General features: G+C 61.0%; 20 protein-coding genes. 3 read left to right on the forward strand and 17 right to left on the reverse strand.

Annotated elements, in window-relative coordinates; all coding sequences use genetic code 11:
- From AC1DIH_RS09235 to AC1DIH_RS09270, 8 genes are all read right to left on the reverse strand, one after another.
- A complete protein-coding gene (locus tag AC1DIH_RS09235) occupies positions 1 to 435 on the reverse strand; it encodes a hypothetical protein (protein ID WP_477771455.1) in 435 nt (144 codons plus the stop codon).
- Positions 436 to 520: 85 nt separating this feature from the next.
- Positions 521 to 1,105 (reverse strand): phosphonate degradation HD-domain oxygenase, encoded by a 585-nt coding sequence (locus tag AC1DIH_RS09240; protein ID WP_477771456.1) that lies wholly within the window; start codon positions 1,103 to 1,105, stop codon positions 521 to 523.
- Entirely contained in the window at positions 1,105 to 2,238 is a 1,134-nt protein-coding gene (locus tag AC1DIH_RS09245; protein ID WP_477771457.1) for a TIGR03364 family FAD-dependent oxidoreductase, read from the reverse strand. Before AC1DIH_RS09245 ends, AC1DIH_RS09240 begins: the two co-directional genes overlap by 1 nt.
- 117 nt (positions 2,239 to 2,355) lie before the next feature.
- Positions 2,356 to 3,381 carry a putative 2-aminoethylphosphonate ABC transporter substrate-binding protein gene (locus tag AC1DIH_RS09250; RefSeq protein WP_477771458.1) on the reverse strand — a complete coding sequence of 342 codons (1,026 nt, stop codon included), beginning with the start codon at positions 3,379 to 3,381 and terminating at the stop codon, positions 2,356 to 2,358.
- 53 nt (positions 3,382 to 3,434) lie between these two features.
- Complete coding sequence (locus AC1DIH_RS09255) at positions 3,435 to 5,159, reverse strand: putative 2-aminoethylphosphonate ABC transporter permease subunit (protein WP_477771459.1); 1,725 nt, start codon at positions 5,157 to 5,159, stop codon at positions 3,435 to 3,437.
- Positions 5,159 to 6,235, reverse strand: coding sequence for a putative 2-aminoethylphosphonate ABC transporter ATP-binding protein (locus AC1DIH_RS09260; RefSeq protein WP_427533930.1), 1,077 nt, complete (start codon positions 6,233 to 6,235; stop codon positions 5,159 to 5,161). Before AC1DIH_RS09260 ends, AC1DIH_RS09255 begins: the two co-directional genes overlap by 1 nt.
- Before the next feature lie 285 nt (positions 6,236 to 6,520).
- Complete coding sequence (locus AC1DIH_RS09265) at positions 6,521 to 7,384, reverse strand: LysR family transcriptional regulator (RefSeq protein WP_477771460.1); 864 nt, start codon at positions 7,382 to 7,384, stop codon at positions 6,521 to 6,523.
- 16 nt (positions 7,385 to 7,400) lie between these two features.
- Positions 7,401 to 9,677, reverse strand: coding sequence for a heavy metal translocating P-type ATPase (locus AC1DIH_RS09270; protein WP_477771461.1), 2,277 nt, complete (start codon positions 9,675 to 9,677; stop codon positions 7,401 to 7,403).
- An 85-nt stretch (positions 9,678 to 9,762) separates the two neighbouring features.
- On the opposite strand from AC1DIH_RS09270, the gene cadR reads away from it, so the two are divergent.
- Positions 9,763 to 10,212, forward strand: coding sequence for a Cd(II)/Pb(II)-responsive transcriptional regulator (gene cadR, locus AC1DIH_RS09275; protein ID WP_477771462.1), 450 nt, complete (start codon positions 9,763 to 9,765; stop codon positions 10,210 to 10,212).
- On the opposite strand, the gene AC1DIH_RS09280 is transcribed toward cadR, so the two are convergent.
- The 6 genes from AC1DIH_RS09280 to AC1DIH_RS09305 form a co-directional block, all read right to left on the reverse strand.
- Positions 10,209 to 11,387, reverse strand: a complete 1,179-nt coding sequence (locus AC1DIH_RS09280; protein WP_477771463.1) for an MFS transporter — start codon at positions 11,385 to 11,387, stop codon at positions 10,209 to 10,211. The genes cadR and AC1DIH_RS09280 overlap by 4 nt on opposite strands.
- Positions 11,388 to 11,440: 53 nt before the next feature.
- Positions 11,441 to 12,034, reverse strand: coding sequence for an undecaprenyl-diphosphatase (locus AC1DIH_RS09285; protein ID WP_477771464.1), 594 nt, complete (start codon positions 12,032 to 12,034; stop codon positions 11,441 to 11,443).
- Between the two features lie 188 nt (positions 12,035 to 12,222).
- Entirely contained in the window at positions 12,223 to 12,426 is a 204-nt protein-coding gene (locus tag AC1DIH_RS09290) for a co-regulatory protein PtrA N-terminal domain-containing protein (RefSeq protein WP_019694124.1), read from the reverse strand.
- A 184-nt stretch (positions 12,427 to 12,610) separates the two neighbouring features.
- Positions 12,611 to 13,582: a thymidylate synthase gene (locus AC1DIH_RS09295; RefSeq protein WP_477771465.1), complete on the reverse strand. Its 972-nt coding sequence runs from the start codon at positions 13,580 to 13,582 to the stop codon at positions 12,611 to 12,613.
- 63 nt (positions 13,583 to 13,645) lie between these two features.
- Positions 13,646 to 14,461 (reverse strand): prolipoprotein diacylglyceryl transferase, encoded by an 816-nt coding sequence (gene lgt, locus AC1DIH_RS09300; RefSeq protein ID WP_477771466.1) that lies wholly within the window; start codon positions 14,459 to 14,461, stop codon positions 13,646 to 13,648.
- Positions 14,462 to 14,559: 98 nt separating this feature from the next.
- The gene (locus AC1DIH_RS09305; protein WP_477771467.1) at positions 14,560 to 15,342 is read right to left on the reverse strand and encodes a sulfite exporter TauE/SafE family protein; all 783 of its coding nucleotides are present in this window, start codon (positions 15,340 to 15,342) and stop codon (positions 14,560 to 14,562) included.
- Positions 15,343 to 15,466: 124 nt separating this feature from the next.
- Between AC1DIH_RS09305 and AC1DIH_RS09310 the strand changes: the two genes are divergently transcribed.
- Positions 15,467 to 16,213, forward strand: coding sequence for an NRDE family protein (locus tag AC1DIH_RS09310; protein ID WP_477771468.1), 747 nt, complete (start codon positions 15,467 to 15,469; stop codon positions 16,211 to 16,213).
- A gap of 132 nt (positions 16,214 to 16,345) precedes the next feature.
- On the opposite strand, the gene ptsP is transcribed toward AC1DIH_RS09310, so the two are convergent.
- Positions 16,346 to 18,625, reverse strand: a complete 2,280-nt coding sequence (gene ptsP, locus AC1DIH_RS09315) for a phosphoenolpyruvate--protein phosphotransferase (RefSeq protein WP_477771469.1) — start codon at positions 18,623 to 18,625, stop codon at positions 16,346 to 16,348.
- Positions 18,626 to 18,647: 22 nt separating this feature from the next.
- Positions 18,648 to 19,127: an RNA pyrophosphohydrolase gene (locus AC1DIH_RS09320; RefSeq protein WP_007897732.1), complete on the reverse strand. Its 480-nt coding sequence runs from the start codon at positions 19,125 to 19,127 to the stop codon at positions 18,648 to 18,650.
- A 144-nt stretch (positions 19,128 to 19,271) separates the two neighbouring features.
- Between AC1DIH_RS09320 and AC1DIH_RS09325 the strand changes: the two genes are divergently transcribed.
- Positions 19,272 to 19,928: a histidinol-phosphatase gene (locus AC1DIH_RS09325; RefSeq protein ID WP_477771470.1), complete on the forward strand. Its 657-nt coding sequence runs from the start codon at positions 19,272 to 19,274 to the stop codon at positions 19,926 to 19,928.
- A 168-nt stretch (positions 19,929 to 20,096) separates the two neighbouring features.
- Here the strand turns inward: AC1DIH_RS09325 and AC1DIH_RS09330 are convergent, their stop codons facing one another.
- On the reverse strand, positions 20,097 to 20,522 hold the full coding sequence (locus AC1DIH_RS09330) for a DUF2269 family protein (RefSeq protein WP_477771471.1): 426 nt from the start codon (positions 20,520 to 20,522) through the stop codon (positions 20,097 to 20,099).
- Positions 20,523 to 20,555: the final 33 nt, after the last annotated feature.

Raw genomic sequence — 20,555 nt, forward strand, 5'->3', positions numbered from 1 at the left:
CTATTTCCAGCCAAACTTCAAAAACTCCTTGGCCAACAACCTGACAAGCCCCCGGTCCTTTCGGTCTGCCCGCCCGTCATTGTTCACGTCCGAACTCAAGATCAACTCCAGAGTCCCGTCGTTATCAAGGTCACGTGCAACGGCTTTGTAGACTGTTATCGCCCCTTCGCGGAAGTACATCCACACCGCCTCAGGCCTGCCGTCACCGGTGAGGTTATCAGCGAGGATGTGCAGATAACGCTCAGCCTCATCCGTCTTGTGCCAGTCGAGCTTCAAAAAAGCCTGGGCGAACGTGCGAAGAGCTGGAAGATCAGTTCCAGCGTCACGGATTGTCTCTTCCCGATACACCACCGCATCCGCATAAAACTGAAAATGAACGGTGTCCACCGCTCCCCTTTCGCTACTGTCCCAAGCAATCACGTTTACATAACGCATCCATGCGCTTCCTTCTCAAAAGACCAACCTAAATCCTTGCATCAAGGCGGTCCATGCCGCGTTTCGCTATTGGTCGTGAGATAGCTCAACGCACGGCGAGCGCCACAGGGCCGGTGCTGCGCAATAACCTGTAGGCTTTCGCCTTCAAGACCTCCAGATCAATCACCGGCACCCATATCTCTTTCGCCTGCTCGTCCCACTGGCGCATCCGCAGGCTGATCGCACACAACGGATCGAGCTCAAACGCCTGTGCCTCTTCAGCCGTCATTACCCCGCCCTGATAGTCCAGCGTGCGCCGACTGGCCTCGCTCAAGCGTTCGTAGTACCCCGGCTCTTTGAACGTCAGGTAACGCTTGGCCTGAACGTGGTATTCCACCAGCCGCGCCATCCGCTCGCCAAAACCCAGACGACGCAGGTAGTCAGCACCGAGGCGTTCATGACTGACCACGCCAAAGCCACCCATGTTTTCGGCGTTCTCGGCGCACAGATGCCCGATGTCGTGGAAGAACGCGGCCAGCACCACTTCATCGTCGAAGCCTTCGGCCATGGCCAGTTCGGCGGCCTGGGACATGTGCTCGATCTGCGACACCGGCTCACCGATGTAGTCGCTGTCGCCGAAGCGCTCGTACCAGCCGAATACTTCAGCGATCACCTGTTCGTTGCGGCCCATCAGTGTTCTCCCAACAAGGTCCTGATGTTGCGCTCAGCCATCGCCGGCCCGACGCTCATGCCGACGCCCGTGTGCATCAACGCGGCATGCACACCGGGTGCGGCCTGCAGGAACGAAAACGGCTGCGCTCCACGAGCGCCATAGACGCCCTGCCACCGCTCGACCACCTGCACCTTGCAGCCCAGGGTTTGTTCGGCCAGTTCGATCAGCCAGTTATCGACCTGTTCAGCATTGAACGGTGAAGGGTCGCTGCCGTAATGGTGAGAATCACCGAGGATCAGTTCGCCGTGCGGCGTCGGGCTGATCAACAGGTGAATACCGTGTTCGTRCAAGTGCGGCGCCTCACGCAGAATCTGCGCCTGCACTGGCGCAGCTTCCGGCAAATCGGCAAAGGCGCCGTAATGCACGCAGCTCAAACCGGTGAGCAGCGCATGTTGCAGATTGAGGTGGATGTGCGGTCGCGCGCGGAGCATTTGCAGACGGCAGATCTGCGGTTTGAGTGCAGCGATCGGCTCGGCCAGCAGGGTCTGATAATCGTGGCCGGAGCAGACGATGATCTGCTCCCCCGTGAAGCTGCCGGCGGTGCTGTGCACACGACCGGGTTCGATGTCGCGCACCAGGGTGGAAAAGTGAAACTCCACGCCGAGGTCGCGACGCAGGTAGTCGATCAACGCTGGAATGGCTTCGCGCGAATACAGTTGCTGGTCATCCAGACCGTGCAATGCCGCACGGTGATGACGGAACTGGCCGCCGTACACATCGCCCAATGCGGCGCCGCGCAACAGCTCGACGCGGTAACCATGTTCGATCGCGCGGCCGGCGCAGAAGGCTTCCAGCAGTTGCTCTTCAGCTTCGGTGCGAGCAAACAGATACGAGCCGTTGCGCTTGAGCTGCAAGCCCGAGAGTTGCGCCCATTGGCCCCAGATTTCGCGGCTGGCCCTGGCCAGTTCGAGCATCTGCCCCGGCGGCTGGCCGGTGACCAGCGCCTGGCCAAAGTTGCGCACCGACGCGCCCAAGGGTGTGGCGCTGCGCTCGAAGACCTTGACCTTGAGCCCGCGCCTGGCCGCGGCATAGGCGTGGGAAAGGCCGAGAATGCCGGCGCCGATGATCAGCATGTCGCTGTGGTGTGTCATGGAGATATGTCCTGGGTTCGAGACCGCTTTCGCGAGCAGGCTCGCTCCCACAGTTGACCGCGTTCCCCTGTGGGAGCGAGCCTGCTCGCGATGAGGCCCTATCAGCCGATGAAGATCTTACTTGGCAACCACCTTCTCGGACTTGCCGTCATAACGCTTGCGCCACTCGCTGAGGATTTCGTCGCGATTTTTCGAGGCCCAGGCGAAGTCGTTCTTGATCAGGCGTTGCTCGTAGTCGGCCGGCAGTTCGGTCTGCGGCTTGGCGATGCCAGGCTGGGCGAGTACCGCGAAGTTTTCCTTGTACAACTCCATCGCCGCGGGGCTGGCGGAGAAGTCCGCGAGTTTCTTCGCCGCGTCTTCATGTGGCGTGCCTTTGATCACGGCGGTGGCTTCGATTTCCCAGCCCAGGCCTTCCTTCGGCAGGATGATGTCCAGCGGCGCACCCTGGCGCTTCAACTGCACGGCCGGGTATTCAAACGAGATACCAATCGGGAATTCGCCGGCAGCCGCCAGCTTGCACGGCTTGGAACCGGAATGAACGTACTGGCCGATGTTCTGGTGCAGTGCGTCCATGTACTGCCAGCCCTGCTGCTCGCCGAAGGTTTGCAGCCAGGCGCTGACGTCGAGGAAACCGGTGCCGGACGACGCCGGGTTCGGCATGACAATCTTGCCTTTGTATTCAGGCTTGGTCAGGTCCTGCCAGCTCACCGGTTTGCTCAGGCCTTGTTTCTCGGCTTCGACGGTGTTGAAGCAAATGGTCGCCGCCCACACGTCCATGCCGACCCAGGCTGGCGGGTTGGCAACGTCGCGGTAGTTGCTGCCGATCTTGCCGAGGTCCTTCGGTGCGTAGCTTTGCAGCATGCCTTGCTGGTCGAGAATCGCCAGGCTGGACGCGGCCAGGCCCCAGACCACATCAGCCTGCGGGCGGGCTTTTTCGGCCAGCAGTTTGGCGGTGATGATCCCGGTGGAATCGCGCACCCACTTGATCTCGACGTCCGGATTGGCCTTTTCGAATGCTTCTTTGTAGGTCTTCAGTTGTTCGGCTTCGAGGGCGGTGTAGACCGTCAACTCGGTTTTCGCCGCGAAGGCGTTCAGGCTGAAAGCAGTGAGGACAGCAGCGGCCAGGGCCATAGGCTTGAACATGTTTTTTTCCTTTTGTTTACCGGCAGTTGAGTTCAGGTTTGCGGGATTGGAAATCAGCAACCGGGCGCGCTTTGCCGCCAGGCCTGGGAACGGCGCAGCAAGCCGCACGAGGCCCAGGCCAGGAGCAGGGAAACGCCCGCCGAGGTGAACAGAATCAGGGTCGACATGGCCGCTGCGCCGCCGACGTTGCCGGCGTCGTCCATGTTCAACACCGCCACCGCTGCGAGGATGGTGTCGGGGCTGTAGAGGAAAATCGCCGCCGACACCGTGGTCATCGCCGAGACGAACAGGTAGCGCACGATGTCCAGCAGCGCCGGCAGACAGATCGGCACGGTGACGCGCAGGTAGTGGCGGTACAGCGGCGCCTTGAGCGACAGCGCAGCGGCTTCGAACTCGGCGTCGAGCTGGCGCAATGCGGTGGTGGCGGTCATTTGCGCGGTGGTCAGATAGTGCGCAATGGTGCAGACCACCAGCAGGGTCATGGTCCCGTAGAACACATGCAGCGGGTTGCCGCTCAGGTTGAAGAAGAACACGTAGCCCAGGCCCAGCACCAAACCCGGCACCGCCATCGGCACAAAGCTGAGCATGCGCAGCGCCAGGTTCAGGCCGCGCTGGCCACGGGTTTTTTCCATCAGATAGGCACCGGTGAAAATCAACCCGCTGCCGATCAACGCTGTGCACAAGGCCATCTTCACGCTGTTGCCGTAAGCCAGCCAGCCGCCACCGGCGGTGTCACCGAACTGATAGTGGTTGAGCGACAGCGACAGGTTGTACGGCCAGAACTTCACCAGCGACGAGTACACCGCCATGCCGAACACCAGCAGCAGCGCGGCGCAGATCAGCAACACGATGGTCAGGTAGCAACCGTCCCGCAGCCGCGACGGCGCCGGTTGAAAGACTTGCGCCCGCCCGCTCATGGCGTCGCCATGCCGACGACGCAACCACCCGTCGACGCCGAAGCTGAACAGTGCCGGCAGCAGCAACACCATGCCGATCAACGCACCGCGACCGAATTGCTGCTGGCCAATCACGGCTTTGTAGGCTTCCAGCGCCAGCACTTGGTAGTCGCCACCGACCACCACCGGCACGCCGAAATCGGTGATGGTCAGGGTGAACACCAGGCAAAACGCGGCGAACACTGCTTGCCGGGTTGCCGGCCAGGTGATGCTGCGAAAGGCCTTGGCGGGGCTGGCGCCCATGCTCGACGCGGCGTCGAACAAGCGCGCATCGGCCAGCGACAACGCCGAGAGCAGGATCATCAGCGCGTGGGGAAAGGTGTAAATCACTTCGCCGAGGACAATGCCCCAGAAGCCGTAAATGTTCTCCGGCAGCAGCCCGCGCAACAGGCCCTGGTTACCGAACAGGTAGACCAAGGCGATACCCGGCAGCATTGACGGCGCCATCAATGGCAACAGCGACATGCCGCGCCAGATCGCCTTGCCGGGAATCAGTGTGCGTTGCAGCGCGTAGGCAAACAGGTAGGCCAGCGGTACGACAATGGCCGCCACGCTGAGGGAGACTTTCAGGCTGTTGCCCAGCAACCAGTGGAAGTTGCCACTGGTCAGCAGTTCGCGGGCAGCAACCAGACCACCGCCCTGCCCGGCGTCGCTGCTGAAGCCGCGCCAGAAGATCGCCAGTAGCGGCATCAACACCGCGATGCCGAGCAGGCACAGCAGCAGCACTTTTCCGCCGACTACGAACAGCCGGTCGCCGATTTCGGCCCGGGAAGTCTGCCAAACCTGCTTGTGCGGTATTGGCAGGGCGATCGGCGTGCTCATCAGGCAAACACCTGCAAACTGCGCGGCGGCAAGGCGACCATGATGTCCTGCGCGCCGAGGCGTGGCATGGCTTCAGGCGCCAGTTCGGCGAGCAGCGCATGGCCCGGCAATTGGTTGAGTTCGAAACTCATCCGGCAGCGATTGCCGAGAAAGGTGATCTCGCGGACCTTGGCCGGAAACAGGTTTTCTTCATGCACCGGCGGGTTGACGCTGATCGCCTCCGGGCGACAGAACAGTCGGCCCGATGCGGCTTTACCGGAGTTGTCGGCCAGGCGCACATTCATCCCGCCGACCTGCGCGTGACTGTCACTGCTGCGCTGGAACGGCAGCCAGTTACCCTGCCCGACGAACTCGGCAACAAACGGCGTGGCCGGACGATTGTAGATTTCCTGCGGTGTGGCGTACTGCTCGACCTTGCCGTTGTTCATCACGGCAATGCGGTCGGCCATCAGCATGGCCTCGTCCTGGTTGTGCGTAACCATCAAGGTGGTGATGCCGAGGTTGCGCTGCAATTGACGCAACTCGGTGCACAGGTGCTCGCGAACCCGGGCGTCGAGGGCCGACATCGGTTCGTCCAGCAGCAACAGCGACGGTGCCGGCGCCAGGGCTCGGGCCAGTGCCACGCGTTGTTGCTGACCGCCGGACAATTGGCCGGGGTACTTCTTTTCACTGCCGATCAGGCCCACCAGTTCGAGCATTTGCACGACGCGCTTGCGCACTTCCTCGCGGCCGCTGCCGGCCAGGCCGTAGGCAATGTTGGCTTCGACGGTGAGGTTGGGGAAAAGCGCGTAGGACTGGAACAGAATGCCGTAGTCCCGAGCCTGCGGTGCCAGCAGGGAAACGTTTCGATCACCGAGGTACAACTCGCCGCGATCCTGGCGTTCGAGGCCGGCGATACAACGCAGCAAGGTGGTTTTGCCACAGCCGGAAGGCCCGAGCAGACACACCAGCTCGCCTGCGGCGACGTCCAGAGAAACGTTATCCAGCGCGGTGAATGCGCCAAAGCGTTTCTCGATACCGCGCACCTTCATCGGCGCGCCGGGGAAGACCTGGGCAGTTGCGTTCGGGTGGTTCATGGTCGGACCTCATCAAGCAGATGAAGGCCATCCTAGGTGGGTAATGCGTCCGTCCTGTGGCAGCGAGGCAAAAACGGCCGATAGTGGTATTCGGGGATTTGGGTTGTTCGAGACTTCAGGATCTACCGACGGGAACATTGTGGCGAGGGAGCTTGCTCCCGCTGGACCGCGCAGCGGTCCCAAAATCAGAGCAGAGCACTGTCAGGTAAAACGCATTCTCGGGGTTTACGACTGCTGCGCAGCCGAGCGGGAGCGAGCTCCCTCGCCACAGGGTGGGAACGATCATTACGCCGGGGCCATTTCCTGCGCCAGGCCGAGAAACGCCGCCGGCAGGCGTGCGCCTTTGCGCTCTTTGAGGCAGTACAGGTATTCGGGGATCTGCGGCGCGTTTTCGATCGTCAGCACCCGCAGTTGCGGATCATGGGGCACTTCCTGGCGGGCGATGATGCTGATGCCGATGTTGCGCAGCACCGCTTCACGAATCGACTCCCGGCTGCCGATCTCCAGCAACGGGCCGAAACTCACTCCAGCGGTTGCCAGCAACGCTTCTGTCAGACGCCGGGTGGTCGAGCCGCTTTCACGCATCAACAAGGTGTGTCCGACCAAGGCGCTCAGCGGCACATGATCATGCACCGCCAGCGGATGGTTGCGGTGCACCGCCAACACCAGCGGATCGCTGCCCAATACGCGACGGATCAACCGCGAATCTTCGAGCAATTGCGATGACGCAGCGATGTCGACCCGGTATTCCTCAAGGGACTCAAGCACCTGTTGGGAGTTGCCGATTTCCACCGAGACTTCCACGTGCGGCAGGCGCTCGCGGAAGGTCTTCACCAGATCGAGAATGTAATACGGCGCAGTGGCGGCGATACGCAACGCGCCCTGGACCTGACCGCTGTTGCGCAGGAAAAACTCGATGTCGGCTTCCTGCTGCAACAGCGTTTTGACCATCGGCAGCAACCGCGCGCCGTCCTCGCTGACCGTCAGCCGACGACCACCGCGATAGAACAATTCAACCGAGTACTGGCTTTCCAGATGACGAATCTGGGTGGTCACCGTGGGTTGGCTCAGGCCGAGCTTTTTCGCCGCGAGGGTAATGCTGCCCAAACGCGCGACCATGTAAAAAGCCTTCAGCTCGGCACTCAGCACTTAACCCTCGTCTTGATTATTTGCGCAACAGGCGCAGACCGTTAAACACCACCAGCAGGGCCACGCCCATGTCGGCAAATACCGCCATCCACATGGTGGCGAGCCCCACGAAGGTTACCCCAAGAAAGATCGCCTTGATGATCAATGCCAGGGCGATATTTTGCGTGAGGATATTCGAGGTCTGTCGTGACAGCCGGATAAATGCCGGAATCTTGCGCAGATCATCGTCCATCAGGGCAACATCGGCGGTTTCAATCGCGGTATCGGTGCCGGCTGCAGCCATGGCAAAGCCGATCTGCGCACGGGCCAGCGCCGGTGCATCGTTGATGCCGTCGCCGACCATCCCGACCCGATGCCCCTTAGCGTACAAGCCTTCGATAGCCTTGAGCTTGTCGGTCGGCAGCAGGTCGCCTCGCGCCTCATCGATACCCACCTGGGCGGCAATTGCCCGAGCGGTGTGCGGGTTGTCGCCGGTCAGCATCAAGGTCTTGATGCCCAGTTCATGCAACTGCCGGATCGCTTCGCGGCTGGAGGCCTTGACCGTATCGGCCACTGCGAACAGTGCCAACGGACCCGAGGTGTCGAGCAACAACACCACGGTCTTGCCCTGCTCTTCGAGGGCAAACAGTTTCTCTTCCAGCGCTGGCGAGCACAGGCCCAGCTCTTCCACCAAGCGGTGATTGCCCAAGTGGTAAACCTGACCATCAATCTCACCGCGCACGCCACGGCCGGTCAGCGCTTCGAAGTTATCCACAGCGAGCAACGTCAGCTGTTTATCCACAGCCGCGCTGGCGATGGCCAGCGATACCGGGTGATCGGAACGCCCGGCGAGGCTGGCGGCCAAGACCTGCGCGGTGTTTTCGACCGTGGGGTCCAGGGACAGGTAATCGGTCTGCACCGGCTTGCCATGGGTGATCGTGCCGGTCTTGTCCAGCGCCAGGTAATCCAGTTCGTGACCACCCTCCAGGTACACGCCGCCCTTGATCAGGATGCCTTTGCGCGCCGCTGCCGCCAGACCGCTGACGATGGTCACCGGGGTGGAAATCACCAGTGCGCAAGGGCAAGCGACCACCAGCAGCACCAGGGCGCGGTAGATCCAGTCGAACCAGGCCGCACCCATGAACAGCGGCGGGATGAGTGCCACGGCCAAGGCGAGGATGAACACCACCGGCGTATAGATTTTCGAGAAGCGGTCGACGAACCGCTGGGTCGGCGCCCGTGCGCCCTGGGCGGCTTCGACGGCATGAATGATCCGCGCCAGGGTCGAGTTGTTGGCCGCGGCGGTCACTTTGAACTCCAGCGAACCTGCCTGGTTGATGGTCCCGGCGAAGACTTTGTCGCCGACAGTTTTCTCGACAGGCAGGCTTTCACCGGTAATCGGCGCCTGGTCTATGGTCGAGCTGCCGGACAGCACTTCGCCGTCCAGACCAATGCGCTCGCCGGGACGAACCCGCACCCGCGCACCGAGATCGATACTTTTGGCTTCACGTTCGACCCAGCTTCCGTCTTCCTGCTGCACCGTGACCTTTTCCGGGGTCATCTGCATCAGCCCGCTGATTGCATTGCGCGCGCGGTCCAGGGATTTGGCTTCGATCAGCTCGGCCACGGTGAACAGGAACATCACCATCGCCGCTTCCGGCCACTGGCCGATCAACACTGCACCGGTCACCGCGATGCTCATCAGCGCGTTGATGTTCAGGTTGAGGTTCTTCAGGGCAATCCAGCCCTTCTTGTAAGTGCCCAAACCGCCGCTGAGGATCGAGATCAGCGCAACGATCGCCACTACCCAGGTCGGCGCGGCGCCGGTGAAGTGAATCACCTCGGCCGCCAAGGCACCGACACCTGATACTGCCAACGGCCACCAGGGTTTTTTCACTGGGGCCGGACGGCTGTCATTCGCTTTGGCGCCCTCCTCGATCGGCTCGGCCAACATGCCGATGGACTTGATGGCGTCGATGATCGGTGCAGTCGTCGGCAGATCATGGGTGACGCCGAGTACGCGGTTGATCAGGTTGAATTCCAGTTGCTGCACACCCGCAAGCTTGCCGAGCTTGTTCTGGATCAGCGTCTGCTCGGTCGGGCAGTCCATGGCATCGATGCGAAAACGGCTCAGGCGCGCGCCATCGGTCGGCGTTTCACTGAGCTTGATCAATGAAGGCGCTGCGGCGCTGGAACAGCAAGAGCCGCCATGGTTGGCGTGATCGTGTTTCTGGACCGGCTGAAGTTTTTGCCCGTGATCGTGATCGTGATCGTGATCAGCGTGGGGTTTGTGGGTGTGCTGGGAATCGCTCATAAGGTCGCGTCCGAAAAGGTGCCTGTTGCCAAGTGAACACCCTATAGCCACTATAGGGTCAAGCAACCTTTTGGAGATCGACGCAATGAAGATCGGCGAACTGGCGAAACTGACCGACTGCCAGGTCGAAACCATCCGTTATTACGAGCGCGRAGGCCTGTTGCCGGAACCAGCCCGCAGTGAAGGCAATTACCGCGTGTACACCCAGGCCCACACCGAGCGCCTGACCTTCATCCGTAACTGCCGCACCCTCGACATGACCCTCGAGGAAATCCGCAGCCTGCTCAGCCTGCGCGACAGCCCGCAGGATCAATGCGAAAGCGTCAACGCGCTGATCGACGAGCACATCCACCACGTCAAGGCACGGATCGACGGCCTGCTGGCCTTGCAGGCACAACTACTGGAACTGCGCCAAAGCTGCAGCGAACGGCCGGATATCGAACAGTGCGGGATCTTGCAGCAGCTGGAAGTCAGCGGCGGCGTGGCGGCAAGCGAAGCCGAGCATTCCCATGTCGGCCGAAGCCACGGGCATTAAGCCGCCCGGCGTAGCAGCAAAAGCATGGCTAACGCGGCCAACACCGCGCCGGTGATGAACGTGCTCTGCGCCCCGACGGTTTGCCACAGCCAGCCGGCGAGAACACTGGCAATCAGCAGGCAAACGCCGCTGATCAGATTGAAAATACCGAACGCCGTGCCCTTCAGCTCGTCGGGGGCGGTGTCAGCTACCAGTGTGGCGAGGATGCCTTGGCTGAAACCCATGTGCAGTCCCCACAGGGCTACGCCCAGCATCATTGTCAGGGGCGAATGGCTTTGCGCGAGCACCAGGTCCGCCAGCACCAACAGCGCCATACCGAGGCAAAGCAGTTTAGTGCGACTGATGCGATCGGACAGCCAACCGGCCGGGTACGCGGACAGCGCATAGAACACCGACATGACGACCATCACCAGCGGCACCCACGTGGCTGACAAACCGGTCTGCTGCGCCTTCAACACCAGAAATGCTTCGCTGAAACGCGCCAGCGTAAACACTCCACCCACAATGACCACCCACCAGTACCCGGACGAGAAGTCGTGAAGGACTCGCCAATGTATGGGCGATCGAAAGGTGTGCTTGCCAACAGCGTGCTCAGGCTCTTTTACACCGGTGACAATCAGCGCCACCGCGATGACCGCCGGGATCACCGCGAACCAGAGTACAAGCTGGATATCGGCGAGCCAGAGCATCAGCACGATGGCCAGCGCAGGGCCGAAAAAGGCGCCGACAGTGTCCATCGACTGGCGCAAACCGAAACAGGCACCGCGAATTTCCAGCGGAGCGACATCCGCCACCAAGGCATCGCGCGGCGAGCCGCGAATGCCTTTGCCGATACGATCGAGAAAGCGCGCGGTAAACACCACCTCCACCGAGTGAGCCAGCGGGAACAGCGGTTTGGACAACGCGGCCAGACCGTATCCCACTAACAGCAAGCCTTTGCGTCGACCGATAAAGTCGCTGATCGCCCCCGAGAAGACTTTGACGACCATCGCCGTCGCCTCGGCGATGCCCTCGATCACCCCGACAGTCAGCGCGCTCGCGCCCAGGGTCGTGACCAGAAACACCGGCAGCAGGCTGTGCACCAGTTCGGACGAAACATCCATGAACAGGCTGACAAAGCCCAAGGCCCAAATGGTTCGCGGGATACGCAGAGACTCCGACCTGGCCTGATTCACGTGTTCATCCTGTCGTGCTCCAGGGCCCTATTCAAGGCGATGAACGGACCCTATCAGTGCATATTGCGCCGGGCGAGTGCCGGAAATATTCGCTGGTACAGACGCTCAACAACGTCGAGCAGACGCTCGCCCTGCTGTCTCCAGTCCAGCACTTGCTTGACCAGCCAGGCGCTGATCAGCGAAACCAGGAACGACCCGGCGATATCGAATGGAAAGTGCACACCCAGGTAGACACGCGCCCAGCCAACCAACGCCCCCAGCAGCAAAACCAGCAGGCCTAGCTTGCGTAGCGAGGCCAGTATCAACCCAAAGGCTAGCGCAAACATCACCGTGGCGTGGTCGCTGGGAAAAGATGATTCAGCGGCATGCGCCAGGAAATTTTGCCCCAGCCCCAGCATAAAGGGACGTGGGTGAAACCAAAGGCTGCTGATCAGCAGATTGCAGCCCAGCGCGAAGACGATACTCAGCGTCGCAGTGAGCGCCACCGCCCGCTGCCGGCGTGCGCCTTGCAACCACAACCCGGCCAGCAAAAGCGGTACACAGAGGATCAGCCACTGTGCCAGAAATATCGCCAAGGACCGCATGGGCGCCGAGGCATCTGCGCTGGCGTTGATCGTCAGGAACAGGCTGCGATTGAGTTCTTCCACACATAGACGCCATTCAGATCATCAGAAAACCCCGCATCGCGATCACACGCCAAGCGGTTCCTATCCTACTCATTTCAATCGCCCGGACAGTCGGAGTACCCCGCCATCCGGGCTTCAGGCGTTTGACACCTGTATCGCCACAAGTTCTGCCGCCACACGGCGCATCAGCAACTGGGTAAAAGCCGCCGTCAATTCGAGCGTTCGACAGTGTCGGACTGGGCTTTCTGACTGCTTGCTACAGCCTGCGCATGTTCAGACTGCTGATAGTGAACCATCGCCACATCGCGTGCGGCGTCCATTCGGGCCTGAACCTTGTCGCCGCCGCCTTCAGCCATCGCAGCCACAGAAGCGCACATCAGGGAAACGACCAAAAAAGCTTTCAGGGATTTCATTGGGAACTCTCCAGTAGTTGGGTTCTGCCAGACCCTGTATTGGCCTGACTGGAGCTCATCCTATAGGGCGCTATTTATCGGCCCTTTCCCCGGGAGATGAATTTTCTGACATGTAGGTTTTTAGATTCGTGGTACTGACGCTTGATCGCTCCCACAGCGTGGGAACGATCAGGGCGGGAGGTCTTTAGACCGCCATTGGCGCGGTCATTGGGGCGTGGTGTTCGTAACCTTCCAGCGAGAAGTCGCTCGGCTCGATCTGTTCCAGCCACTCCGGCTGGTACACGCCGGTCTTGGCGAACTCCGGCACGCGGTCGGAAATCACCAGCTTGGGCATCGGGAACGGCTCGCGCTTGAGCTGTTCGTTGAGCATGTCCAGGTGGTTTTCGTAGACGTGGGCGTCACCGATGAAATAGGTGAACCAGCGCGGCGTGTAACCGGTCAGGCGACCGATCAGGCTCAGCAGCGCGGCACCTTCGGTGAGGTTGAACGGCGTGCCCAGGCCCAGGTCATTGGAGCGGATGTAGAGCGTCAGGGAGATCTCTTTGGTCTCGACGTTCGGGTGGAACTGATACAGCAGATGGCACGGCGGCAGCGCCATTTCATCGAGCTGGGCGCAGTTCCAGCCGTGGAACAGGATACGGCGGCTGCCCGGGTCCTTGATGATGGTGTCGACGCACTGGCGAATCTGGTCGATCGCCTTGTACAGCACCACATAGGCCTGGCCGTCTTCTTCACCTTCAGCGATCTGCCGATAGCCCTGGCTCAGCGTCTGCTCGATAGCCGCCTGATTGTTGACCGGGATCTGCTTGTACGCCGGCCATTTGCGCCATTGCACGCCGTAGATCTCGCCCAGGTCGTCTTCGCCCTGACGGAACGGGTTGGCCAGCCACTGGGCGTTTTCATTGGCATTCTGGTCCCAGACCTTGCAGCCCAATGCCCGGAATTCAGCTGCGTTGTTCACACCCCGCAGGAAACCGACCATCTCGCCGATAGCCGATTTGAACGCCATCTTGCGGGTAGTGATCGCCGGGAAACCTTCTTTCAGGTCATAGCGCAGCATCGCGCCGGGAAAGCTGATGGTGTTCACGCCGGTACGGTTGGCTTGCTTGGTGCCGTTCTTGATGACGTGGGCGACCAGATCGAGATATTGCTTCATGAGTTACCTGTGTCCTTGAACCCGGGACCAAAGCCCCGGGGTTCGAATGTAGAGCGCGACGGCTTAAGCGGTCGGGGCAACCGGAGCCGCCGGGGCACGGTGATAAGCCAGCCAGATCAGGAACAGACCGGCCAGGATCATCGGTACGCACAGGACCTGGCCCATGGTCAGCCAGTTCCAGGCCAGATAGCCCAGTTGTGCATCCGGCACGCGGACGAATTCGACGATGAATCGGAAAATACCGTAGAACAGCGTGAACATCCCGGACACGGCCATGGTCGGCCGCGGCTTGCGCGAGAACAACCACAGGATCAGGAACAGCGCCACGCCTTCCAGCGCGAACTGATACAGCTGCGACGGGTGACGCGGCAGCTGTGCCGGATCGCTGAACGGCGGGAAGATCATTGCCCATGGCAGGTCAGTCGGCTTGCCCCACAACTCGGCGTTGATGAAGTTACCGATACGCCCGGCACCCAGGCCGATCGGCACCATCGGTGCAACGAAGTCCATCAGCTGGAAGAACGACTTGCCGTTCTTCCTGCCGAACCACAGGGCCGCCAGCATCACGCCGATGAACCCGCCGTGGAACGACATGCCGCCCTTCCACACTTCAAAAATCAAGGTCGGGTTGGCCAGGTAAGCATTCAGATCGTAAAACAGCACATAACCCAATCGGCCGCCGACAATCACGCCCATCGACATCCAGAAGATCATGTCGGAGAGCTTTTCCTTGGTCCAGGTCGGGTCGAAGCGGTTCAGCCGACGCGATGCCAGTATCCAGGCGCCGCCGATGCCGATCAGGTACATCAGGCCGTACCAGTGGATTTTCAGCGGGCCGATGGCCAGGGCCACCGGGTCAATCTGCGGGTAAGGCAGCATTGCGACTCCTCGTTAGAGTTGAAACGTAAAATTCCTGGCGCGACCGTGCCACGCCTGGATTAAGCCAGGATTGTGTCGCTGTTCCCGGCAAAAAGAGCTCAAAGCAAAAAGCTCAAACCCACGCAAAACAGCAACGCGGCAAACAGTCTTTTCAGCAACCGCGGTGACAGCTTGTGGGCCAGTCGCGCACCGATGCGGGCAAAGACCATGCTGGTCAGGGCAATGCCCAGCAGCGCCGGTAAATAAATGAACCCGAGACTATGAGCCGGCAGGCGCGGATCGTGCCAGCCCAGAATCATGAAACTTAATGCACTGACGAGCGCAATCGGCAGACCGCAGGCCGAAGAGGTGGCCACGGCTTGCTGCATCGGCACGCTGCGCCAGGTCAGAAACGGCACTGTCAGTGAGCCTCCGCCGACCCCGAAAATCGCTGAAGCCCAGCCGATCACACTGCCGGCCAGGGTCAGGCCGACTTTGCCGGGCACCGTTCGGCTGGCCTTGGGCTTGACCTCCAGCGCCAGCTGCAAGGCAATGACCAACGCGAACACACCGATGATCTTCTGCAAATGCGGTCCCGAGATGGCTTCGGCCGTCAGTGCACCAAAACCTGCACCGATCAGGATCCCGACGGTCATCCAGACAAAAATCGGCCAGCGCACCGCGCCTTTCAGATGATGTTCGCGCACCGCATTGACCGACGTGAAGATGATCGTCGCCAACGACGTGCCGACGGCCAGGTGAGTCAACACCGACACATCAAAACCCTGCAAGGTGAAACTGAACACCAGTACCGGGACGATGATGATCCCGCCGCCCACCCCAAACAGCCCGGCCAGCACGCCGGCGCAGGCACCCAGCAGTAGATAGAGCGGAAATTCCATGGCTGCATCTCGAAATAAGTGCGGCATGGTAACGGATGCAGGGCCTCAAGCTCCACTGGATGGCGATGGATACCCGACAGCTCTATGCGTACAGTGGGCAAAAAAAGCCAAGAGGGATAACCCCATGTGCTTGATCGTCTTCGCCTGGCGGCCGCGTCACGCAACGCCGCTGATCGTTGCGGCCAACCGTGACGAGTTTTATGCACGCCCCAGCCTGCCGCTGGCGCAATGGCCTGAAACGCCGCAGGTGTATGCCGGGCGCGACCTGGAAGCGGGTGGCACCTGGCTGGGCATTGGGGCCAACGGACGCTTTGCCGCATTGACCAACATCCGCGACCCGCACCAGCCGCCGGCGCGCAAATCACGAGGCGAGCTGGTGGCGGGGTTTCTCACCGGCGACTTGCCGATTGATCAGTATTTGGCCGACGTTGTCGACAGATCACCGGAATATGCCGGGTTCAATCTGCTGATCGGCAATCTTCATGAGCTGTGGCATTACAACGCCCGCGAGCCTGGGCCCGTAAAACTGCAATCCGGCATCTATGGACTGTCGAATGCCGGGCTTGATACGCCGTGGCCGAAAGTGCTCAAGGCCAAGGCGGCGTTGAGTGAAGTCCTGGCCGACCCGCAGCCACAGGCCTTGCTGGCCCTTTTAGGCGACCCGCAAACAGCGCCATTCGCCGACTTGCCGGATACCGGGGTCGGGCTGGCGACCGAGAGTTTGTTGTCGAGCGTGTTTATTGCCAGCCCCACGTATGGCACCCGAGCGAGTACCGCGTTGATTGTGCGGGCCGACGGGACGCGGCTGATGGTTGAACGAAGTTTCGGGCCGTATGGCGGGCATCTTGGGGAAGTGGAGATCAGGCTTTAGCTTTGTGCTGCCTGAACTGGCTTCATCGCGAGCAGGCTCGCTCCCACATTTGATCTTCGGTGCTCACAAATAGTGTGTTCACAGCAGATCCAGTGTGGGAGCGAGCCTGCTCGCGATGAGGCCATCAGCACTTTAGAGGGGCTTGATCGCCGCCGGATTGATCATCCGCGCCAACCCAAGGTTCTTCAGCGCCAGTTGCAGCGAGCTGTGGATCACTTGCGGGTTGTCGATGGTCATCAGCTCGGCAAGCAGGTCCCTGGCCCAGCTCAGGTTGATCTGGCGCAGCATCCACTTCACTTTTGGCAAGTTGGTGGCGTTCATCGACAGGCTGTCAAAGCCCATCGCCATCAACAGCACCGCCGCCGCCGGATCACCGGCCATCTCGCCGCAGATACTCACTGGCTTGCCTTCGGCATGCGCATCGCGCACCACGGTTTGCAGGGCTTGCAGCACCGCCGGGTGCAGGTAGTCGTAAAGATCGGCTACCCGTGGGTTGTTACGGTCCACGGCCAGCAGGTATTGGGTCAGGTCGTTGGAGCCGACCGACAGGAAGTCCACCTGCCGTGCCAGTTCCTTGGTTTGGTACACCGCTGCCGGAACCTCGATCATCACACCAACCGGCGGCATCGGCACGTCGCAGCCTTCATCGCGAACTTCACCCCAAGCGCGGTGAATAAGGTGCTGTGCTTCTTCCACTTCATGGGTGCCGGAGATCATCGGCAACAGAATCCGCAGGTTGTTCAGGCCTTCGCTGGCCTTGAGCATGGCGCGGGTCTGTACCAGGAAGATTTCCGGGTGGTCGAGGGTCACGCGAATCCCGCGCCAGCCGAGGAACGGGTTGTCTTCCTTGATCGGGAAGTACGACAGTGACTTGTCGCCGCCGATGTCCAGGCTGCGCATGGTCACCGGTTGCGGGTGGAAGGCCGCGAGTTGCTCGCGATAAATCGCCAGCTGCTCCTTTTCGCTCGGAAAGCGCTGATTGATCATGAACGGCACTTCGGTGCGGTACAGACCTACACCTTCGGCACCGCGCTTCTGCGCCCGTGCCACATCCGCCAGCAAGCCGGTGTTGACCCACAGCGGCATGCGGTGGCCGTCGATCGTCACGCACGGCAAATCGCGCAGTGCATCCAGCCCCAGGGCCAGTTGCTTCTCTTCCTCGACCACGTCGGCGAACTGCTTGCGCAGCACGTCGCTCGGGTTGGTGTAGACCTCGCCGTGGTAGCCGTCGACGATCATCTGGATGCCGTCGACCTTGGAATACGGCAGGTCGACCAGGCCCATCACCGTCGGGATACCCATGGCTCGCGCCAGGATCGCCACGTGGGAGTTGCCGGAACCGAGCACCGACACCAACCCCGCCAGCTTGCCTTCCGGCACCTCGCCGAGCATCGCCGGCGTCAGTTCTTCGCTGATCAGAATGGTGTTGTCGGGATAGACCAGCGTCTGCTGACGTTCTTCCTGCAGGTAAGCCAGCAGGCGTCGGCCAAGGTCCTTGACGTCCGAGGCGCGCTCACGCAGGTAGGCGTCGTCCATCAATTCGAAACGATTGACGTGATCGGTGACCACCTGACGCAGTGCGCCCTGGGCCCACTGACCGGTCTTGATCACGGTGGTCACTTCGCTGCCCAGCGAAGCGTCGTCGAGCATCATCAGGTAGACATCGAACAGCGCCCGCTCTTCCGGCCGCAATTGCGTGGCGAGCTTGGCGGACAGCGCGCGCATGTCGGCGCGCACGCCTTCGATGGCGGTCTTGAACAACCCCAGCTCCGCGTCGATGTCAGCGATGGCCTTGTCAGGCACCACGTCCAGATCGGCCGGCGGCAACATGACCACCGCGGTACCGACCGCCGCACCGGGCGAGCCGGGTACGCCGACGAACTTTGCTTCCTGAATGCCCTTGCCCTGACGCCCCAGGCCACGGATCGAACCGGTGGCCTCGGCGTGGGCGATAACGCCCGCGAGCTGGGCGCTCATGGTCACCAGGAAGGCTTCTTCACCTTCGTCGAACTGGCGACGTTCTTTTTGCTGGATGACCAACACGCCGACAACGCGGCGGTGGTGAATGATCGGGGCTCCGAGGAACGAGGCATAACGCTCTTCACCGGTTTCGGCGAAGTAGCGATAACGCGGGTGATCCGCGGCGTTTTCGAGGTTGAGGGGTTCTTCACGCGTGCCGACCAGGCCAACCAGACCTTCGTTGGGCGCCATGCTGACCTTGCCGATCGAGCGCTTGTTCAAGCCCTCGGTGGCCATCAGCACGAAGCGGTTGGTTTCGGGGTCGAGCAGGTAGACCGAGCAGACCTGGCTGCCCATGGCCTCTTTGACGCGCAACACAATAATCCCCAACGCCGCCTTGAGATCCTTGGCGGAGTTAACTTCCTGGACGATCTTGCGCAGCGTATTGAGCATGGCTCGGGGTCGAACTCCGTCGTCAGTCGCGCGCTAAAAGGCGCGGGGCAAGCTCTTTGAGAGCGCGGCGATAAACCTCGCGCTTGAATGTCACCACCTGGCCCAACGGATACCAATAACTGACCCAGCGCCAGCCATCGAACTCCGGTTTACCGGTCAAATCCATCCGCACCCGCTGCTCGTTAGAGATCAGGCGCAGGAGAAACCACTTCTGTTTCTGGCCGATGCACAGCGGTTGGCTGTGCGTTCTGACCAGGCGTTGCGGCAAACGATAGCGCAACCAGCCCCGGGTGCAGGCGAGAATTTCAACATCTTCGCGCTCCAGCCCCACTTCTTCGTTCAACTCGCGGTACAAGGCGTCTTCGGGCGTCTCCTGAGGGTTGATACCACCTTGAGGAAACTGCCAGGCATCTTGATTGATACGGCGAGCCCATAGCACCTGGCCAGCATCATTCGTGAGAATGATCCCGACATTGGGTCGGAAACCATCGGGGTCGATCACGGCAACAACCTCGCAAACGCATGTCGTCGCATTGTTCCACAAAGGTCGTGAAGGCGGCAACGAAGCTTCCTACGTTATGTGCACTCTTGTGAAAAGACCGTATTCTGGAGGCCTTTTTACAGACTTTTCAGCGAGTAACTGCAAATGCGTCTGGCTTTATTCGACTTGGACAACACACTTTTGGGTGGCGACAGCGATCACGCATGGGGCGACTACCTGTGCGAACGCGGCTTGCTCGACGCCGTCGCCTACAAAACGCGCAACGATGAGTTCTACCAGGACTACCTGGCCGGCAAGCTGGACCAGGCCGAGTACCTGAATTTTTGCCTGGAAATCCTCGGTCGGACCGAGATGACCCTGCTGGACGAATGGCACCGCGACTACATGCGCGACTGCATCGAGCCGCTCGTGTTGTCCAAGGGGCTCGAGTTGCTGGCCAGGCACCGGGATGCCGGTGACAAACTGGTGATCATCACCGCCACCAATCGTTTTGTCACAGGTCCCATTGCCCAGCGTCTGGGTGTCGAAACCCTGATTGCCACCGAATGCGAAATGGTCGACGGCCGCTACACCGGGCGCAGCACCGACGTGCCGTGCTACCGTGAAGGCAAGGTGACGCGCCTGAATCGTTGGCTGGAAGAGACCGGCATGTCGCTCGAAGACAGCTATTTCTATAGCGATTCGATGAATGACCTGGCACTTCTGGAGGAAGTGGCAAACCCGGTGGCCGTGGACCCGGACCCGAATCTGCGCGCCGAAGCACAGAAACGTGGCTGGCCGATCATGTCCTTGCGCGACTGAAGTCAGCGACTTTATCTGTGGCGAGGGAGCTTGCTCCCGCTCGGTCGCGCAGCGGCCGCAAATCCGGCCGACGCGCTCCGCCTGACTAAACGTCTTAGCCGAATTCAGGAGCGCTTCGCGCTCCAGCGGGAGCAAGCTCCCTCGCCACAGTTGATCGCATGAATCAGGTCAGACCGGCTTCGCGCCCATCAACCCGGCAATCGCGATAAAACAGACAAAACTGAACAACGCCAAGGCAAACGTAAACTTGCCATTGCCACCCGGCGCAGTGCGCAACTTGTTAAGCCGCACCAGCAGCCAGAACATCGCCAGCGCACCGACGGTGTAGGTCACGCTGGAAGCCAGAATCCACATCTGCCCCAGCGGCCAGCCCACCAGGTGCACCATCCACCATCCGGTGAACGGCATGCTCAGCAACGCCAGGCCCATCACCAGCCAGACAAACACCCATGGGCGCTGCAGGGTGCGCGCGTGCGCCGTCACATCGCCGTTACGGCGCGTGCGCCAGACCCGGATCGCCAGGCCCAGCGCACCGACCAGCAACAACACCGTTGCCAGGACGTGCGCAATTTTCAGGGCGGTTAACGTTTCCATTGTTCGATTTCCTTATGGACTGGCCATCAGCGT

The organism is Pseudomonas sp. 05N36 (assembly GCF_056397385.1).

Coding starts and splice junctions, on each gene's coding strand:
- AC1DIH_RS09235 (WP_477771455.1), bottom strand. CDS start 435: ATGCGTTATGTAAACGTGATTGCTTGGGACAGTAGCGAAAGGGGAGCG.
- AC1DIH_RS09240 (WP_477771456.1), bottom strand. CDS start 1,105: ATGGGCCGCAACGAACAGGTGATCGCTGAAGTATTCGGCTGGTACGAG.
- AC1DIH_RS09250 (WP_477771458.1), bottom strand. CDS start 3,381: ATGTTCAAGCCTATGGCCCTGGCCGCTGCTGTCCTCACTGCTTTCAGC.
- AC1DIH_RS09255 (WP_477771459.1), bottom strand. CDS start 5,159: ATGAGCACGCCGATCGCCCTGCCAATACCGCACAAGCAGGTTTGGCAG.
- AC1DIH_RS09260 (WP_427533930.1), bottom strand. CDS start 6,235: ATGAACCACCCGAACGCAACTGCCCAGGTCTTCCCCGGCGCGCCGATG.
- AC1DIH_RS09270 (WP_477771461.1), bottom strand. CDS start 9,677: ATGAGCGATTCCCAGCACACCCACAAACCCCACGCTGATCACGATCAC.
- AC1DIH_RS09290 (WP_019694124.1), bottom strand. CDS start 12,426: ATGAAATCCCTGAAAGCTTTTTTGGTCGTTTCCCTGATGTGCGCTTCT.
- AC1DIH_RS09295 (WP_477771465.1), bottom strand. CDS start 13,582: ATGAAGCAATATCTCGATCTGGTCGCCCACGTCATCAAGAACGGCACC.
- lgt (WP_477771466.1), bottom strand. CDS start 14,461: ATGCTGCCTTACCCGCAGATTGACCCGGTGGCCCTGGCCATCGGCCCG.
- AC1DIH_RS09305 (WP_477771467.1), bottom strand. CDS start 15,342: ATGGAATTTCCGCTCTATCTACTGCTGGGTGCCTGCGCCGGCGTGCTG.
- AC1DIH_RS09310 (WP_477771468.1), top strand. CDS start 15,467: ATGTGCTTGATCGTCTTCGCCTGGCGGCCGCGTCACGCAACGCCGCTG.
- ptsP (WP_477771469.1), bottom strand. CDS start 18,625: ATGCTCAATACGCTGCGCAAGATCGTCCAGGAAGTTAACTCCGCCAAG.
- AC1DIH_RS09325 (WP_477771470.1), top strand. CDS start 19,272: ATGCGTCTGGCTTTATTCGACTTGGACAACACACTTTTGGGTGGCGAC.
- AC1DIH_RS09330 (WP_477771471.1), bottom strand. CDS start 20,522: ATGGAAACGTTAACCGCCCTGAAAATTGCGCACGTCCTGGCAACGGTG.